This is a genomic window from Acetivibrio ethanolgignens (assembly GCF_001461035.1).
Lineage (GTDB): Bacteria > Bacillota > Clostridia > Lachnospirales > Lachnospiraceae > Velocimicrobium > Velocimicrobium ethanolgignens.
In genome coordinates, this window is sequence record NZ_LNAM01000187.1 from 1 (window position 1) to 18,540 (window position 18,540).

The window sequence follows — 18,540 nt, forward strand, 5'->3', positions numbered from 1 at the left end:
CTGAAAAACATATCAAAATCTTTTTCAAAAAGTTCTTGACATATCACCAGAATGCTATTTTGTACTATTGTATATTATTCCATAATTTTGGTTTTTATGTCAATAAATTTTGGCATTTTTATGCTTGTTTTTTTACAGCTTTCTATGCTATATTGTATTTTACAGACCTTTAAAAGTTGATTACTTGTTTTGCTTCAAAAAATGGAGGGACTAAAATGGTAAACGAAACCTTGGACAGACACCTTTACACCAACGACAGCAGCAAAAAGCTCGTCGAGGTAAAGCAGGAAGTAATTGAAAGCGAGTCGCTAGACCCGGATGATGTAGTTAATTACATCATCGAAAAGTATCAGTTTAATTTTTAGGAGTAAGAAGCTGGGACAGCACCCTTTGAAAAGGATGCTGCCCCAGCTTCTTTTTTAACTGTTTGTAGTACGAATAACCTCTACCCGAGTAATATCTTTATTATCATAAATCTTCGCTATTCTGAGTGCATACCCATGGTAATACACACAGGCTCCTGTTCCCAGTTCTTCTCCACGTGCCTGAAGCTCTCTCTTTACTACGTCTGCCAGAGTTTCATCACCTTCACATGGTATATCCAGCTTTAGCAGGGCATTAATCAGTCTTGCCTTCTGCGTACCACGATATACGGTCTTTTCTACCTCATCAAAACTGCAAAACAGGAACTTCCGGGTTGCAAATAAAATAGCAATTGAGATAATACCAATCAATGTCTGTATCGGTGACAGATGCTCCACTACCATCTGACGTGCCGTAGCAAACATCAGAACCTCAATAACTGTACTCGGCGTATGCTTACAGAGCATCTTAACAAATTCCACGCCAACTGCAAGACTGAGTGCTTTCCCCATTAAATCACTCAGTACATCACTGCCCATTTCGTAGCTATCCATGTAAAAGACCTCTCCTGCCAGCTGAATCGTCAAAACAAGGATTACAACTACCAAAAGTGCAGAAATCATCATTTCCAGATAACCCGCTGCCGAATAAATTTTTCCCTCAAAAAATTTCCTCATTCTTTTCTCCCTTTCTTATTTATCTTCCCCGACAATTCACTCCGTCTTTTTTATTCTATCAAAAAAATACAGGCAGTGCAATTAAAAATTAAAAAGAGAATCTGCAATATTATCATCAAATGCTTATAAACCAATCCATTATCTCCGGAATTCAGATATATCCAAATGTATAGAACAAAGAGTTTGCAAAGCAAACTCTCCGCCTGCGGCGGGTCGCGAAAGCGACATCTACCACGCCGCCGCAGTGCGATCCTTAGCGGAGCGTTTTTTATTCAATAGGACGCACTTTCCTATTGAATAAAATACAGGAACCAAATCTCTGTTCCGATTCGGCTCCTGTCCAAAATACGTTTTTCTGTGCTATCCTATTTGACTGCTGCTACTTCAATTTCAACCTTTGCACCTTTGGGCAGTTTCCTACCTCAATTGCCTGAAAATATGGACCAATCGCAGCCGGAGCTGCCGGAGAAACAATAGCATTTCTCATTTTTCCGCTTTGCATGCAGTCTTTACTTCATCACTTTTCTTCATCCAGTCTTTTCCTTCCACAAATCTGGCAATAATCATAGCAAGCCCGGTATCCCCCGTGACATTAACTGCTGTGGCAGGTGCATCCGTAATTGTTCCAATAAGAACCATAATCGGAATTGACACAGTCGGGAACCCAAACGCTGAAATAATAAAAATTTCTGCAACGTATCCACCAGCAGGTATTCCACCCATAACAACTGATGCAATCACCGCAATTACAATGGATAAAACAATATTGCGTGGGGTTGCATATGGAACACCAAATACTGAACAGAGAAATGCTATTTTAATAATCTGAATTATGCATGCTCCGTCTTTATGTAAATTCGCTCCAAGGGGAATTGCTAGATCTGCAATTTCATTCGGAATACCAATCTCTTTTGCCTGAATCATATTCATCGGAAGGGTTGCCGCGGAAGAACAGGTACCAAGTGCAGTAAGTGTAGGAGGAACTGCAGTCTTCCACCATCTCCTAACGCCCTCCATACCGGCACCGATATATGCCTCTACCGTCTGAGAGACAAGAAAATACACAAAAATCACAACAAGATACATTACAATAGCCTTACCAAGCGGTCCAACAACTTCACTTCCATATTTCCCAATCAAAATTGCAAAGTAACATCCAAGACCAAGAGGTGCTATTTTCATCACAATCCCGATTACCTTAACAACAACTTTAGTCATACAATCCATTGTCGCAACAATAGGCTTTCCTTTTTCTCCCGCCATAATAATTGCAATTGAAAATATAACCGTAAACACAATCAATGCCATCAGATTATTTCTAGAGAACAGAAGAGGGAAATCATTAACTGTAAACATACCGAGAAAATTCATGGAACTGGTCATGTCGCCTACTTCCGAACTAAAATCAATATTAGCGTTTGCCGGATCAATAAACAAACAAGGTACTGCCATAAAAAGGCTGGCTATAATTCCAGTAATGATCGTTCCTGCAAGGAAAATAAATAAAATTTTTCTAAGTTTTGAAAGATCCGTCATTTTTGCAATCGCGGCTGTCAAAGAACAGAAAATCAAAGGAACTACACAGCAGTACAAAAGATTTAAGAAGGTATCGGCAACCGGCTGAAGAACTGCTGCTCCTTCACCCCAGAAAAATCCAATCACGCCACCAACTACCATGGAGCCTAACAATAATATGGAGGATTTATAGGTATTCCAAATCTGTTTCATCTCATTATCTCCTTTCTTACAATGACTATTAATCCCACTTCTGATGACTGTCTATCGCCGCTTTCAATTGTTTCAGTGCCTGCTCTACAGTTGCCCGAGGACACGCTACATTGAATCTTTCAAACTGAGCTGTTGCCGGTCCGAAAATCTTACCAGAATCCAACCATAAACGTGCTTCTTCAACCATGATATGATCCAGCTCTTCGTCTGTAAAACCATAACCGGAAAAATCCACCCAGAGGAGATAGGTTCCTTCCGGTTCAACAAAATGGGCTTTCGGGAAATTCTCTTTTACGAACTCTTTGAAGTACTGCATATTGCCGGTGATGTACTCAACCAGTTCTTTTACCCATTCATCGCCCTTGGTATATACGGATTTTACCGCAAGCATTCCCATAATATTTCCCTGACTGTACCCGGTAGCTGCATTTGCCTTACGATATTTTGCACGGAGTTTCTCATTCTTAATAATAATATTGGCAGGCTGCAGACCTGCTACATTAAAAGTTTTACTTGGTGATGTATAGAGCACCAGATTCTCCTGATACTTTTTATCCAGAGTCATAAAACTTGTCACCTTATAGCCTGGGAACGAAAAATCGCAATGAATCTCATCATCCATAATAATGACATTATGCTTTAAGCAAATATCTCCAAGACGCTCTAGTTCTTCCTTCGTCCAGACCCTGCCAACCGGATTGTGCGGATTGCAGAGAATAAATACTTTTACATTATTATTGATAATCTTCTGTTCAAAATCCTCAAAATCAATTGTATAGCGTCCATTCTCATAGTGAAGCTGATTGTTGATGAACCTTCTCCCATTGTCCTCAATCACTTCGCGAAAAGGATAATAAACCGGCTGCTGAATAATTATTGAATCTCCCACTTCCGTAAATGCTTTCACACCAGTTGCAAGCCCGTACACTACGCCACATCCGACAGTTACTGTTTCAGGCTCAATATGGTATCCATGATGGACGGAAAACCACCGATCAAGTGCTGCATAATACTCTTCATCCGGATCTGTATATCCAAAAATTCCATGATCAATCCGTTTGTGAAAATCCTCAAGAATTTCATCCTGCAGTTTGAAATCCATGTCTGCCACCCAGAGAGGAAGAAGATCCTCTCTCCCCTTACGTTTCATTCCAAAGTCATACTTCAGACATGACGTGCCGCGACGATTGATGTTTTCATCAAAATTGTACTTTCCGCTCATATTTTGTTTCCTCCTTCATTATTATTTCTGCACACCTTTTTTGGTTTATTCGCTAAACCATTTTTGTATTTTTATGATATCACCTTTATTATAGCTTGTCAATATTTTTTGTTTAATTGTTATACTATTTATTTTTGATTTTTATACAAATTTAGCACATTTTATAGTTTAATGGTTAAATGATATTATGATATTGGGGTCAAAAGCCCTGCTATAGTACCTTGAAAAATTCATATGTTTTGTAATAAATACATGACTAAATGGTTTACTTGCTGTATAATAGAGATATCTTAGGAAAGAAGGTAACCTCCATGTCATTCAAAGAAAACACTTAGGCAGCAGGAATTTTTCAAGGTACTATAGGCATAGGGGTAAATTTATTTATGCGTTTGACCACAACATCATAATATAAGGAGATATAAAGAAATGAACAATAATACCAAGAACACAACAATGGTTAATGAGACATACAAAATTTTAAACAGCCGCATCAGTAATCTCTATCAATTTGTTATGCACTACAATGAGTATATTTACTCTTCTCACAAATATTACGGAGATCAGGCACTTACCATGATTGAAGTGCATACATTGACCTATATTGAAGATAACCCTGGGACAACACCGGCTGAACTGATAAAATATTGGGATAAAACAAAAGGAGCTATCTCCCAAATACTTGGAAGACTTGAAAAATGGGGACTGATTACAAAAAGAAAAAAAGAAGGCAATGCTAAGAACATCCATCTGTATGTAACACCGTATGGTGCAAGGATGAGCCAGGCACATAAAGTTTTTGATATTAATGATATTGCAAAAACAATGTCCCAACTGCAGGAAAAATGTACAACTGAAGAAATTGAGATATTCTATAAAGTAATCGCAGTATATAATGATGTTATCAAAAAAGATTTTGAATTAAACAGCGGCCACCGTTCAGATAAAAAGGAAGGAAATAGATGTAACTAATCCTCTCTACAAAAAATACTTTCTATAATATGACTTTGACAGCGGAACAGATATTTCGGCTTTTGAAATAATACTAGAGTCCCATTTAATAAATAGTCAAAAAAATGTTAGTTTTTTTTAAAACTTATCCATACTTTTCCATATATAATTGATGTATGCTTAAGCAAAGTAATTCTAAGAGAGGAGTATATTATGTTTCATAAAAATTATTTTCTTTCAAAAGGCCTTATTACCGCCTTTACCATTTTAACCTTATTAGGAGGCTCCGTTCCTGTCCATGCCTACGCTCAGGAAGCTGCCCCCTTAGCATCCACTTCCTTCCTAGCCCAAGGCGTAAGTGAAGAAAGTGTAAACAAACGGCTTTCCTTACTTTTAGGTGTTCTGGATACCAAAGTAACCAACGAGGAAAGAAAAGCAGCCTACGATATCCTTACAAAAATTGTAAGTCTTGAAAAATTACGAAGAGATGAAGCCTTGTATAACCCAGACCGCTTAGAAAATATATTTTACGGCAAGCTAAACGATTATCTGAATCAGCTTACCGTAAAATATATTCCAAACTCAGCAGAAGATGCCAAGAAATTAACTGAGGCTTACACAAAGAGAACCTCGAAAAAAAATCCGATTATTGAAAATATTAAATCTGTTTTGTCCAAAAAGGATTACAAAAAAATAACACAGCTATATCAATCCTATACCGAAGCTTCTGCTGACGCAGAAAAAGCTTTGGATGAATTGTATGCCATCCTGTTAAAATATAAATCACTGAAAGCAGAAGAAGTATTCTATAATATCCTCACCGCTGATAATGGAACTATCGCCCAATTTACTATCAATCCTTCGACGCTTTCCATAAAATATAAGGATCCAACCGGGACAGGAATTAAGAAGCTTTCTAAAAAACAGTTAAAAAAATATCAGAATACCTGGAACGAGCTTCGCCGTGTTATCCCAGATTCTCTTTTAAAGAACTTTAAGGAATTTGCTGTTTCCAGCGATGGCTTCAATGGAATTCTAGCCTTCGTACAGCAGCTGGATGATAACGGAAAAACCTGGCAAATCAGTATTGACCCAGAAGATATGGCGGATAAGCTGGAATTTGCCAATACCGTAATTCACGAATATGGCCACTATTTATCCTTAAATAGCTCTGAGGTATTCTATACAAATGAATATACTAATTCAGATTCTATGGTTGAAGATTTTGATGTTTACCGGGAAACCTATATGATAGGCAAAAAGAATTCCTATATTTCTAAATTTTACGATAAGTTCTGGAAATCCTTTGCCTTTGATAGGCTTGCCAATATGGAAAATCACTTATTCTATTTCAGACACAGTGACAGCTTTATTAACAGCTATGCTTCTACCAGCTGTACCGAGGATTTTGCAGAATGCTTTTCCTATTATGTACTTCCCCCAAAGTGGGCACTTACAAAAGCTCAGCAGGAAAAACTGGACTTCTTTGACTCGTTCCCGGAAATCAGAGAGATAAAACAGGACATCCTAGCCAATATGACAAAAAATAAAGTGCTGTAAAGCAACAGAAAGTGCAACAAAAACCGGAGGTATTCCATGACTATTTTCCGTCCTTGAAATACCTCCGGTTCTATGTTTGTAAAACTAAATTTCCTACACTACCGGAAGCTCTCCACCACCAGCTGTATATTTTCATACCCATTATACTCATTAATATCCGGATAAAATAAAATATCCATTTGATATCCTTCTGCCCTCCCTGAGAGGAGATTGTCAAAAGCAAGAGCCCCATACTTTTCTGCAAGCATTGTCTGGAAGACCTCAAAGCCACTAAACAGCATAGCCGTATACATAGGAGAATCTGCCTGCTTTACCTGAAGCCGTAACATATTTTTGTTCTTGCCGATAACAAAAGCCCTCTTAAGCTCCACATCCTTCAGAGCAAACCTCGGCTTGGGATTCCCTTTTCCATAAGGCTCTAAAAGAGCCATTTCGCGAATCAGAGAAAGGGAAATTTTCCGGAAAGGAAGTACCATATCAAAGGACAGCTTTGGTATCAGGTCATCTTCCGTTAAAGTTGTCTTCTCATTCAGCGTCTGGCGAAGTTTTTCTATTTTTTCCTCCTCCAGGGAAAGACCGGCTGCCATCGGATGGCCGCCAAACTTTGTCAAAAGCTCCCCGCAACGGCTTAATTCCTCAAACATCGAGTATTCCTCGATAGAACGGCCGGAGCCCTTAACTCCCTTTTCTGTTTTGGTTAAAACAATTGTCGGCTTGTTATAGCGTTCTCTCAGACGCCCGGCGATAATACCTGCAAGACTTTCATGGCAGTCAGCCAAATAGATCACTAAAACCTTGTCCTGCTGCAGAAAAGGACTGTTTTCGACCTGGGAAACAGCCGCCTTAAGTCCTTCCTCCGTCAATACCTTTCTCTCCTCATTTAAAGTCCGAAGCTCCTTTGCCAGCCTGGCTGCCTCTTTTTCATCCTCCGTCATTAAAAGAGAAAGGCCTTTTTTTGCCGTATCCAGCCGGCCCGTTGCATTAATGCAAGGGCCGATAACAAAGCCCATATGGTAAGCAGTCAATTCACTGCCCTCCAGACCACATTCCAGAATCAGAGCCTTAAGTCCAATGTTTTTGGTATGTTCCAGCCGTTTTAAGCCAACACTCACAATCGCCCGGTTTTCCTCCACCAGATCCATGACATCACAAACCGTTGCAATCGCGGTAAATTCCACAAGCTCTTCCCATTTTTCTATAGGAATTCCACATGCTTCAAAAAGCAGTCTCAAAAGCTGGAATACTACTCCGGCACCGCACAGTCCGGGAAAGGGATAGGTACAATCCTCCTGTTTGGGGTTTACCACGGCATCTGCTGCCGGTACTCCTTCTTCTATCGGTATATCATGGTGGTCTGTAATCAGCATTGTCATGCCCTTTTCTTTTCCATAAGCCACCTGGCTTTTAGCTGCAATGCCATTATCACAGGTAATAATCGTGTCTACTCCGTTTTCCCAGGCTACCTCAACGAGATCAATATTAATTCCGTAGCCATCCTTAATCCTGTCCGGAATCTCATAGTCAATTACAGAAGCACTGCCAAGAGCTTCTGCACAGGAGGTTAACCCCCGGTATAATAAATAAGTGGACATTACACCGTCCACATCATAATCACCAATAATCCGTACTCTCTTTCCCTCTGACAGTTTTTCTACTATTGTAGACGCAAGCTTTTCTCCATCCTTAAAAAGCTTTGGAGAAGCAAGAGTTGAAAGGGATGGAGCGAGGAAGCTCTTTAGAGCTTCCCCGCTTGTAATCCCACGGTTTACTGCCAGATGAGCCAGAGTTTCACTGATGCCAAAGCTTTTGGCAATCAGGGCAAAATCTGCCTTTTTATTCTTAATAAACCATTTTTCCATATTATTTGCTTACTTTTTTTCCTTCTTTTCCATTCAAGAAATACCACAGAGTACCAGCGATACAGATGGAAGAATAGCCACCTGCTACGATACCTGCAATTAACGGAATCGCGAACTCACGAACAGACTCAACACCCAGGATTGCCAGCATAACAACCATGATTAATGTTGTTATGGAGGTATTGATGCTTCGTGAGAAGGTCTGGGAAATACTCAAATTAACAACATCTGCCATGGTATCCTTTTTAAGCATTGTTGCCTTATTTTCACGGATACGGTCATAAATAACAATTGTCGCATTAATAGAATAACCAACTATTGTAAGCATACATGCAATAAAGGTATTACCAACGGAAATCCGGGATACCGCATATACCATGAGTACAATCAGAACGTCATGGAGAAGGGCAAAAACGGCTCCTGCACCAAAGAAAATGTTCTTGAAACGAACCCAGATATAAATAAGCATACAAATACCTGCAATAATCACGGAAATTACCGCATCACTTTTCATCTCCTTGCTGACAGTCGCACTGATGCTCTCTGTCTTAATATCGTTCCCTGCATCTACACCGTATTCTGTTACCAGAGTCTTCTCCAAAGCCTGACGTTTATCTAAGGAAAGCTCATCGGTCTTGACACGCAGTGTATTGGAATCCTCAATCTTATCAATAATAACGGTAGAACCGGCAACGTCCATAAAGGTCTGCTCAACCTTTTTCTGAAGCTCATCAGACAGCGGCTCCTTAAAGGTAATCTCTGTAGAGGTACCTCCCTTAAAGTCCAGACCGTAATTTAAAACACCGCCAATCTGGCTTCTGTTTACAAAAAGTGCTGCAATACCAACTACAATTAAAATCAGAGATACTGCATAGGTCTTCTTTACATTACCGACAAAATTCCAGGTCTTTCTTTCCTTCTGGACACCATAGAACTTCACATCATCACAGCCCAGACTGTAAAAAGCATTTAATAAAAGCTTGGTTATAAAAAGTGCCGTAATCATGGATAAAACAATACCAACTGCCAGAGTCTGTGCAAAGCCCTTTACTGTACCGGTTCCTTTAAACCAGAGAACTGCTGCTGCAATCAGGGTAGTTACATTACCATCTACAATCGCAGATAAAGCCTTGTCAAAGCCCAGCTTGATGGAGGAGCGAACTGTCTTGCCAGTTGCCAGCTCCTCTTTGATACGGGTGAAAATAATAACATTAGCATCCACTGCCATACCAATTGAAAGAATAATACCTGCAATCCCCGGAAGGGTCAGGGTTACATCCATACCATTTAATACTACCATTTCTGCAGTGATATACAGGATTAAAGCAATACTTGCTGCTACACCCGGAATCCGGTATAACGCAATCATAAAGATAATAATACAGATAAATCCAATAATACCAGCCAGTAAGCTTGTATTGATGGCCTCCAGACCAAGCTTAGCACCTACCGTCTGAGACTGGATTTCCTCTAATTCCAAAGGAAGAGCACCGATACGAATAATAGATGCCAGCTCTTCTGCTTCTTCATAAGTCCTCTGCCCCTGAATCACAGCCTCACCATTTTCAATTACAACACCTACGGAAGGAGCAGAAATTACTTCTCCATCATAAACAATGGCAATCGTCTTTCCGAGGTTAGCCTCCGTACCAGCCTTAAAAAGCTCTGCCCCCTTTGCATTCAGCTTTAGCTGGACTACATTGTCATTTAAGCCTGTCATCTGGCTGGTCTGTGTCGCTGCCTGAGCATCTACGATATGGGAACCATCAATAATGATATTACCGGACTCATCGACAAACTGGATAGAGCCAGCCTTGCCAAGAGCCTCCAGAATTTCATTGGCATTAGTAACCCCTGGAATATCAATATTAATCCGGCGGTCACCCTCCTGATAAACCTGTGCCTCTGTGCTGTAATTTTCTACACGCTTCTGCATCTTATAAACGGTATCATCCATCTTTTCCTGACTTGGAGCCTTATCACCCTTTGCCTGGTAGGTAATACTGACACCACCGGCCAGGTCAAGTCCCAGACGGATATTTCCTACGCTTCCCTTGTGGGCCTTTCCAATACCCACCATTGCTACATAGCTGCACACTGCAATTGCTGCTAAAATCAAGGCAATATGCAGTATACCTTTCTTCCTGTCATTCATTTATTTTTCCTCCTCTTCTGCTTCAACAGCCTTTATCATAATGGCACACTCCACTCTCTTTCTCTGGAGCTCACAGCCAATATCATACGCATCATTGATATCTCCATGGAAATTAAAGGCATTGGCTGCACAGCCGCCACTGCAGTAAAACTTGGCAAAGCAGTTTTTACATTTTTCCTTGGAATAAACGTTACAGCCCTTGAACTGTTTCTGCAAATCCGTCCGTTTGATGCCATCAAATACATTTCCCATCAGGAAATCTTCATTACCAACAAACTGGTGACATGGATATAAATCCCCCCACGGAGTTACCGCCAGATACTCTGTTCCCGAGCCACAACCGGAAAGCCGCTTTGCAACACATGGACCGCCGGTCAGGTCTATCATAAAGTGGAAGAAATTAAAGCCTCTTCCCTCTTTCTTTCTCTTAATCAGCTCCCTTGCCAGCAAGTCATACTCCTCGCAAATCTTCGGAATATCCTCTTCTCCCAGAGCATATGGTTCTTCTACCGGTGCTACCACAGGCTCCACAGACACCTGGGTAAAACCAAGGTCTGCTAGATGCAGCACATCCCTGGAAAAATCCAGATTGTAGTGGGTAAAGGTTCCTCTCGCATAGTAATCCTTCTGCTTACGAAGCCTAGCAAGCTTTTGGAACTTCGGTGCTACCAGTGCATAGCTTCCCTTTTTATTTGGAGTGGGACGCAGCTTATCATGTACCTCCGGACGTCCATCCAGACTCATAACCACATTTGCCATTTCCTGATTCAGAAATTCCATAATATCGTCATCTAAAAGGACACCATTCGTTGTTAAGGTGAAACGGAAGTTTTTATTGTGAATCTTCTCCTGCTGTCTTCCGTATTCAACCAGCTGCTTTACTACTCCAAAATTCATCAACGGCTCACCGCCAAAGAAGTCAACCTCCAGATTCTTTCGGCTGCCGGAATTCGCAATCAGAAAATCCAGAGCCTGTTTTCCTACCTCATAGGACATAAGACCGCGTTTTCCCTTATACTCACCCTCGTCTGCAAAGCAGTAGCTGCAGCGAAGATTACAGTCATGAGCAATATGCAGGCACATTGCCTTAATTACAGTCTCTCTTTCAGAAAAGTCATGGATGTATTTTTCGTAGATATCCTCTGAAAACAAGGCTCCATCCCTAATGAGCTCTTCAATCTCATCCATGGCTTCTAGAAGCTCTTCCTCACTGGCTTCTTCCGGATATCGTTTTTTCACCTCTGCCAAAATAACCTGCTTGTCCTTCTTTTCCCAAAGCTCAATCATATCATAGGTGATATCATCTACCACATGAACACTTCCGCTGTTCACATCCAGCACAATATTATAGCCATTATTTTTATACTGGTGTACCATAATGGTTCCCCTTTCTAAAATTATTGCAGTCAAGAGAATATCGCTGCATAGTCCAGGGACTGTGCAGCGATATTCTCTCGTAATCTTACTTATTCTCGCAGCTCTGATTACCTACTGTACAAGAGGTCTTACAAGCAGACTGGCAAGATGTCTGGCACTCACCGCAGCCACCCTTCTTCATACTCTCTTTTAAGTTTCTTGTATGTAATGTCTTAACGTGCTTCATAATAAAATCCTCCTTCTTCCAAATCCTACACATACAGCATGATTATATCACAGTTTTCTCTATAATAAAAGTATTTTTTTATTTTTTGTCATCAGCTAATCATACCGCCCAGCATACCACCCAGAGTACACATAATAAATATAGTAACTGTCGTACCTAAATTTCCAAATACATCACTTCCAAGAGCCATAGATACTAAAAATAAAATTATAAAATAAACAAATCCAGCTGCCATTCCCCACAGAAACCTTCGTTCCTTTCCCTGTCGGCCTGCCAAAAATCCGCCAACAAAGGAGGAAAACAGATATGTAAATACAATTCCCATCTTAAGGAGCTCTCCTGAAGGATAAAAACGATACATAAGAAATGCCAGCACCAAAAGAATAATACCTGTCAACAGGTATGCCCCCAATATGCCTTTTATAACTGCTCCGATTTTGTCCCTCTTCATTTTTTCTCCCTCCGTTCTATTTTAATGCCCTCTGCTTCAATATATTCCCCAAAAATAAAATTATGACTTTAAATTATGAACAAAAAGTTTGCGATTTGTTCATAATTTGTTAAGACTCCAATCAAACTTTAGTCACATCTTTTGTATATACTAAAGATAGCCAATAAAGCTAGTGCTAATATAGATTTTTTTCATAAACAGCCCGGTGGAATCGTTACCTTCTGCCGGGCCTCTCCTCATTTTAGGGGATTTTTATTAAAGTTTTAGATTTGATTTTAAAATAAGTCTTTTCTTTTTTAGGAATAAGCTATATAATATAAATTAATATTTTGTATAGAGGAAGGAGTTTTTTATGAAAAAGTTTGGTAAATTTATGTTTGCGGCTTTGTCCGTTGCAGCATTTGCCGGAAGTGCATATTACCTTGTAAAAAATGTAATCAATAAGGATTCTTCCGATGAGTTTGACGATTTTGAAGACGAATTTGATGATTTTGACTTTAATGATGAAGGAGAAGCTGATACTCCGGCAGCTTCAGAGAACCGTGAATATGTAACCTTAAATCTCAATAAGGAAGAAACTGAGACCTCTGTTCAGGAAGAACCAGAAGCGGAAGCTCCACAAGAGCAGGAGACAAGTGACGAAGATACCTCTTCCGAAGAAGCTGAATAGTAGAAAGGCCTGCTTAGAATCATTTCAAAGCAGGTCTTTTTTATTTGTTAAATATGCTTTTTAATTTCTTTAAATTCCTCTACAGTCAGCCTTCCCGGCTTTTCAAGAATTGCATCAGAAGTCGCAATTTTTCCAAAGCACCTCCAGGCTCTACCTGTTCACTACATACAGGCTTTGATAAATCCCTGCCCGTGCCATCAGCTCCTCATGGGTTCCCTGCTCGGCAATTCCTTCCTCCGTCAGCACAATAATCTTTTCTGCATTCCGAATTGTCGTCAGCCGGTGAGCAATCACCAGCGTTGTACGGTTCTTTGCCAGATGCTCTAAAGACTCCTGTACTACCTTTTCACTCTCATTATCTAATGCCGATGTTGCTTCATCAAAAATCAAAATTGGCGGATTTTTAAGAAATACCCGGGCAATACTGATTCTTTGCTTTTGCCCGCCGGACAGCTTCACGCCCCGCTGTCCGATATAGGTAGAATATCCGTCCGGCAGCTCCATAATAAACTCATGGGCATTCGCATTTTTTGCCGCCTTGATAACTTCCTCTTCCGTAGCGTTCATTTTGCCGTATCTGATATTATCCATTATCGTTCCTGCAAACAAATAAACATCCTGCTGTACTACACCGATATTTTTCCGTAAAGAATTAAGTGTAACCTCCTGAATATCCTTTCCATCAATACATATTTTTCCTTCTGTCGGCTCGTAAAACCGTGGAATCAAACTGCACATGGTCGTTTTTCCAACACCAGACGGTCCTACCAGAGCAATATACTCACCGTCCCGTACCTTCAAATCAATATTACGGAATACTTCTGAAACACCATCCTCATATTTAAAGGCTACATGGTCAAAAACAATTTCTCCCTTCACCTTTCCCAGTGGCTCAGCTCCTTCTTTATCTGCAATATCCGGTTCAATCTCCTTAATATCCATAAAACGTTCAAAGCCGGTCATACCGTTTTGGAATTGCTCTGTGAAGTTAATCAGCTTCTGCACCGGCTCAATCAGATTGTTAATATATAAAAGAAAGGTTACTAAATCCCCCAGTGAAATAGAGCCTCCTGTAATAAACATACCTCCGCCGATAACCACAGCTATATTAATAGCAGAAATACAGAAATTAAGTCCTGAATGAAAATTAGACATATAAAAATAACTGTTCCGCTTGCATCCCAGATATTTTAAATTGCCCTCCCGGAATTTCTCCATTTCCCAGGCCTCATTAGCAAAGGATTTCACAACCCGGATACCAGACAGGTTATCTTCAATTTGTGCATTGATGTCTGCCTGCTTGGCACGATTATTTTTAAAAGCCCTGTGCATCTTTTTCCGCATAATTAAAATAAATGCAAACATCATCGGGATAAAGGCAAATACAATAAGTGTCAGCTTTGCATTGACCTGCAGAAGAATAACAAAGGCCCCTACAAATTTAATTATAGAAATCACCAAATCCTCCGGGCCATGGTGGCAAAGCTCTGTAATATCAAACAAATCATTGGTCACCCGGGACATTAATTGTCCTGTTTTCTGATTGTCATAAAAATTAAAGGAAAGCTTTTGAAAATGCTCAAATATTTCATTTCGCATATCAAATTCCATTTTTGCTCCCATCATATGTCCCTGGTAGTTGACAAAATAATTGCAAAAAAATTGCACTGCAGCTAAAAGCAGCATCAATCCACCCAGCTTTAAAATAATGGCTCCAGCCTCTCCATAAGGGGTATTCACCAGTAAATCATTGGTAATATACCGTACAATCAATGGATTTACCAGTGAAATCCCCGCCAGCGTAAAGGCACACACCATATCAGACAGGAAAAGCCCCATATAAGGCTTATAAAAAGATAAAAACTTTTTTGCTCTGCTGTTCATTACTAGCGTTCCTCCTTAGCACCCAAATTCCAGCAGCAGCTTAAAAAAACTACTGTTCTTATAGAATACTCCAAAATAAGAAAAATGTCAAAAAAATGTCTTTCTGATATTTTCAATATGCCTTTTTACAATCTCCGGTGCCGGACCGCCTGTTATCCTCCTGTTTTTTACACAGGTTTCCAGCGAAATAGCCTCGTAAATATCTTCTTCAAACAGCTCGCTTGCCTCTTTATATTCCTCCATTGTCAGAGTCTCTAAAACCTTCTCCTTTTCCATCGCACTGTGTACCAGCCGGCCCACAACGCCGTAAGCTTCCCGGAAAGGAAGCCCTTTGCGTACCAGATAATCAGCACAATCGGTGGCATTGATAAAGCCCTTCGCTGCTGCCTGCCGCATATTCTCTTTATTCACCCGGCATGTCTCCAGCATTGGAATCAGCGTGGTAAGACACAGCTTAACCGTAGTAAAGCTGTCAAACAAGGCCTCCTTATCCTCCTGCATATCCTTGTTGTAGGCCAGTGGCAGCCCCTTCATCATTGTCAAAAGTGCCTGTAAATTTCCAAAGACCCTTCCGCTCTTCCCTCGTATCAGTTCACAGACGTCCGGATTCTTTTTCTGCGGCATAATACTGCTGCCCGTCGCAAAGGCATCATCCAGCTCAATAAACTTGAATTCCCAACTGCTCCATAAAATTATCTCCTCACTAAAACGGGAGAAATGCACCATAATAATGCTCAAAGCCGCTGCCATCTCCATGGCAAAATCTCTATCGCTGACACCATCCAGGCTGTTTTCACACACACGGTCAAAGCCCAGAAGCTCTGCTGTATATTCCCGGTCAATGGGATAAGTGCTTGTTGCTAAAGCCCCACTTCCTAACGGCAGCACATTACACCTTCTTACAGCATCCCAGAGTCTCTCCGTATCCCTGCAGAACATCTCTACATAGGCCATGAGATGATGGGCAAAGGTAATCGGCTGTGCCCTCTGCAGATGAGTGTAGCCCGGCATAATCGTCTCTGTATGCTCCGATGCCTTTTTGCAGAGTACCTCTATCAGCTCCCGCAATAGCTTTATTACTTCCCTGCACTGCTCCATCCCATACATTCTCACATCCAGGGCTACCTGATCGTTCCGGCTTCTGGCTGTATGAATCCGTTTTCCTGCCCCCTCTGCTCCTTTTTTTGCACAGCGTTTTGTAAGCTCTGCTTCTAAAAACATATGAATGTCCTCTGCCGCCGGAGCAATCGCAAGCTTTCCTGTCTCCAGGTCTGCTTCAATTTCCTCCAACGTCTCAATAATCAGCTCTTTATCCTTTTCCGGAATAATCCCCTGCCTGGAAAGCATCGTTACATGGGCGATACTTCCCCTGATATCCTGGTGGTACATCACCTGGTCTACACGAATAGAGGAATTGAAATCATTCAGGCGTTCATCTGCTTCTTTTTCAAATCGTGCTCCCCATAATGCCATATCAGTGTCTCCTTGCCTTTGTACTGTTTTTTTGTGACAGCTGTCTGTATTTTCTCTGCCGCTGCCTTTGCTTCCTGCATTGCCTTTACCTTAATTGGAAGTCCAAACAGATTGATAAAGCCTGCGGAATCATTCTGGTCATAGGAGTCATCCTCACCAAAGCTTGCAATCTGCTCTGAATACAGGCTGGTTGGCGAACACATCCCTGCCGGAATCACGTTTCCCTTGTAAAGCTTGAGCTTTACATCCCCATTTACCGACTCACTAACGCTATCTACAAAAGCACACAGAGCCTCCCGTAGTGGCGTAAACCACTGTCCGTTATATAAAAGCTCCCCAAATTTTACGCCAATCTGATGCTTATAGTGCTGTGTTTCCTTATCCAGCGTAATCGTCTCTAAAAGCTCATGAGCCTTGTAAAGAATAGTACCTCCCGGTGTCTCATAAACACCACGGCTCTTCATACCTACCAGACGATTTTCTACCATGTCCAGAATACCAATACCATTGGCTCCTCCAATTTCATTGAGCTTTAATAAAAGCTCCTGGCCTGACATTTCTTCCCCATTTAAAGCAGTCGGAATTCCCTGCTCAAAATGGAGGGTAATGTAGGTTGGTTCATCTGGTGCCTTTTCCGGTGTTACACTCATTTCCAGAATCTCATCATATTTTGGCTCATTCATCGGATTTTCCAAATCCAACCCTTCATGAGACAAATGCCAGATATTTTTATCCTTAGAATAATTTGTCTCTCTATTAATCTTTAATGGAATATTATGAGCCTCTGCATAGGCAATTTCCTTTTCTCTGGAATTTAACTCCCAGCTTCTCCAAGGTGCAATAATCGTCATATCCGGTGCAAAGGCCTTGACTGCCAGTTCAAAACGTACCTGGTCATTTCCTTTTCCCGTACAGCCATGGCAAATGGCATCTGCTCCCTCTTTAAGTGCAATGTCAATCAGTCCCTTTGCAATTACCGGTCTTGCAAAGGCAGTTCCTAAAAGATACGCATCCTCATATTTAGCCCCTGCCTTCAGACAGGTGAAAATATAGTCCTCTACAAATTCATCCTTTAAATCCAGTGCATAATATTTGCTAGCTCCGGTCTGTATAGCCTTTTCCTCCAGTCCCTCCATCTCATCTGCCTGACCCACATCTCCGGTAACAGCAATAATCTCTGCATTGTTATAATTCTCCTTAAGCCACGGAATCATAACAGAGGTATCTAATCCTCCCGAATAAGCCAATACAATTTTTTTAATGTCCTTCTTTTCCTTTTTCATGACCATTCTCCTCCTTTTTCATCATTCTTAGCGGAGTGTTTTTATTCGATAAAGCAAACCCTCCTATCGAATAAAAAAGAAAAGCGTCTTCAGAACAATATGCTCCGAAGACGCTATTACACGCGGTACCACTCCAGTTGCCTCCAACAAGGCCTCTCATCCCGTAACGTGGGGGAAACCCGTCCTGAGCTATGAATTCACCCAGGCTCTCACAGGTGCGTTTCCACAAGACTTTCTCTGGCAGACTTCCACTCTCCACTGCCTCGCTGTAGATTCCATCCAGTGTACTCTCCTGATCAACGATTTGTTATTATATAATTCATTGATATGGGCTCTATCTTACAGTTTCTTTTCTGTATTGTCAATTATTTTTTGCCATTTTTTAAATTTTTATGCACTTATTATGAATTTTTATTCATCTAAAGCAAATATTTTGTGAAAAATACGTTGACTAAATATTTTATGCCTGCTATAAATTTTACAATACTATAGTAAAAGAGGTAGCGAACATGAAAGTTAAAAATAAAGCTGCTACATACGCCATATTCGCAGCAGCACTCTATGCTATATTATTTTTCAACTTCTCATAGACCCCTTCTACCGTATACGCGGACATTCGACCTCCTGTCTCAAGTCCGCTCAAAAAACCTCCGTGTTTTTTGCC

General features: G+C 40.8%; 15 protein-coding genes and 1 other annotated feature. Of the genes, 4 read left to right on the forward strand and 11 right to left on the reverse strand.

Annotated features, from left to right (window positions below; all coding sequences use genetic code 11):
* Window positions 1-215: 215 nt before the first annotated feature.
* Window positions 216-365: a hypothetical protein gene (locus ASU35_RS19400; protein ID WP_156059446.1), complete on the forward strand. Its 150-nt coding sequence runs from the start codon at window positions 216-218 to the stop codon at window positions 363-365.
* A 54-nt stretch (window positions 366-419) separates the two neighbouring features.
* On the opposite strand, the gene ASU35_RS14625 is transcribed toward ASU35_RS19400, so the two are convergent.
* The 3 genes from ASU35_RS14625 to ASU35_RS14635 all read right to left on the reverse strand — a co-directional run bounded on the left by ASU35_RS14625 (window position 420) and on the right by ASU35_RS14635 (window position 3,990).
* Window positions 420-1,040 carry a hypothetical protein gene (locus tag ASU35_RS14625; RefSeq protein WP_058353724.1) on the reverse strand — a complete coding sequence of 207 codons (621 nt, stop codon included), beginning with the start codon at window positions 1,038-1,040 and terminating at the stop codon, window positions 420-422.
* A gap of 483 nt (window positions 1,041-1,523) precedes the next feature.
* Window positions 1,524-2,768, reverse strand: coding sequence for a dicarboxylate/amino acid:cation symporter (locus ASU35_RS14630; RefSeq protein WP_058353725.1), 1,245 nt, complete (start codon window positions 2,766-2,768; stop codon window positions 1,524-1,526).
* Between the two features lie 28 nt (window positions 2,769-2,796).
* A complete protein-coding gene (locus ASU35_RS14635; protein WP_058353726.1) occupies window positions 2,797-3,990 on the reverse strand; it encodes a MalY/PatB family protein in 1,194 nt (397 codons plus the stop codon).
* A 426-nt stretch (window positions 3,991-4,416) separates the two neighbouring features.
* Here ASU35_RS14635 and ASU35_RS14640 point away from each other — a divergent pair, with 426 nt between their 5' ends.
* Both ASU35_RS14640 and ASU35_RS14645 read left to right on the forward strand, forming a co-directional pair.
* Window positions 4,417-4,959, forward strand: a complete 543-nt coding sequence (locus tag ASU35_RS14640) for a MarR family winged helix-turn-helix transcriptional regulator (RefSeq protein ID WP_058353727.1) — start codon at window positions 4,417-4,419, stop codon at window positions 4,957-4,959.
* Window positions 4,960-5,151: 192 nt separating this feature from the next.
* The gene (locus ASU35_RS14645) at window positions 5,152-6,498 is read left to right on the forward strand and encodes a hypothetical protein (protein WP_058353728.1); all 1,347 of its coding nucleotides are present in this window, start codon (window positions 5,152-5,154) and stop codon (window positions 6,496-6,498) included.
* A gap of 98 nt (window positions 6,499-6,596) precedes the next feature.
* On the opposite strand, the gene recJ is transcribed toward ASU35_RS14645, so the two are convergent.
* The 5 genes from recJ to ASU35_RS14670 all read right to left on the reverse strand — a co-directional run bounded on the left by recJ (window position 6,597) and on the right by ASU35_RS14670 (window position 12,566).
* The gene (recJ, locus tag ASU35_RS14650; protein ID WP_058353729.1) at window positions 6,597-8,357 is read right to left on the reverse strand and encodes a single-stranded-DNA-specific exonuclease RecJ; all 1,761 of its coding nucleotides are present in this window, start codon (window positions 8,355-8,357) and stop codon (window positions 6,597-6,599) included.
* A 1-nt stretch (window position 8,358) separates the two neighbouring features.
* Entirely contained in the window at window positions 8,359-10,512 is a 2,154-nt protein-coding gene (secD, locus tag ASU35_RS14655) for a protein translocase subunit SecD (RefSeq protein WP_058353730.1), read from the reverse strand.
* Entirely contained in the window at window positions 10,513-11,889 is a 1,377-nt protein-coding gene (gene scfB, locus ASU35_RS14660) for a thioether cross-link-forming SCIFF peptide maturase (RefSeq protein ID WP_058353731.1), read from the reverse strand.
* Between the two features lie 85 nt (window positions 11,890-11,974).
* Entirely contained in the window at window positions 11,975-12,115 is a 141-nt protein-coding gene (gene scfA / locus ASU35_RS14665; protein ID WP_058353732.1) for a six-cysteine ranthipeptide SCIFF, read from the reverse strand.
* A gap of 91 nt (window positions 12,116-12,206) precedes the next feature.
* Window positions 12,207-12,566: a TIGR04086 family membrane protein gene (locus ASU35_RS14670; RefSeq protein WP_058353733.1), complete on the reverse strand. Its 360-nt coding sequence runs from the start codon at window positions 12,564-12,566 to the stop codon at window positions 12,207-12,209.
* 352 nt (window positions 12,567-12,918) lie between these two features.
* Here ASU35_RS14670 and ASU35_RS14675 point away from each other — a divergent pair, with 352 nt between their 5' ends.
* The gene (locus tag ASU35_RS14675) at window positions 12,919-13,236 is read left to right on the forward strand and encodes a hypothetical protein (protein ID WP_058353734.1); all 318 of its coding nucleotides are present in this window, start codon (window positions 12,919-12,921) and stop codon (window positions 13,234-13,236) included.
* 150 nt (window positions 13,237-13,386) lie between these two features.
* Here ASU35_RS14675 and ASU35_RS14680 read toward each other — a convergent pair whose 3' ends face one another.
* The 3 genes from ASU35_RS14680 to ASU35_RS14690 all read right to left on the reverse strand — a co-directional run bounded on the left by ASU35_RS14680 (window position 13,387) and on the right by ASU35_RS14690 (window position 17,876).
* Window positions 13,387-15,120 carry an ABC transporter ATP-binding protein gene (locus ASU35_RS14680; protein WP_058353735.1) on the reverse strand — a complete coding sequence of 578 codons (1,734 nt, stop codon included), beginning with the start codon at window positions 15,118-15,120 and terminating at the stop codon, window positions 13,387-13,389.
* 87 nt (window positions 15,121-15,207) lie between these two features.
* Window positions 15,208-16,593, reverse strand: coding sequence for an argininosuccinate lyase (gene argH / locus ASU35_RS14685; protein ID WP_058353736.1), 1,386 nt, complete (start codon window positions 16,591-16,593; stop codon window positions 15,208-15,210).
* Window positions 16,545-17,876, reverse strand: coding sequence for an argininosuccinate synthase (locus ASU35_RS14690; RefSeq protein ID WP_083504333.1), 1,332 nt, complete (start codon window positions 17,874-17,876; stop codon window positions 16,545-16,547). The genes argH and ASU35_RS14690 overlap by 49 nt, the downstream gene beginning before the upstream one ends.
* A 103-nt stretch (window positions 17,877-17,979) precedes the next feature.
* Window positions 17,980-18,185: a binding site (T-box leader), on the reverse strand.
* Window positions 18,186-18,540 lie beyond the last annotated feature (355 nt).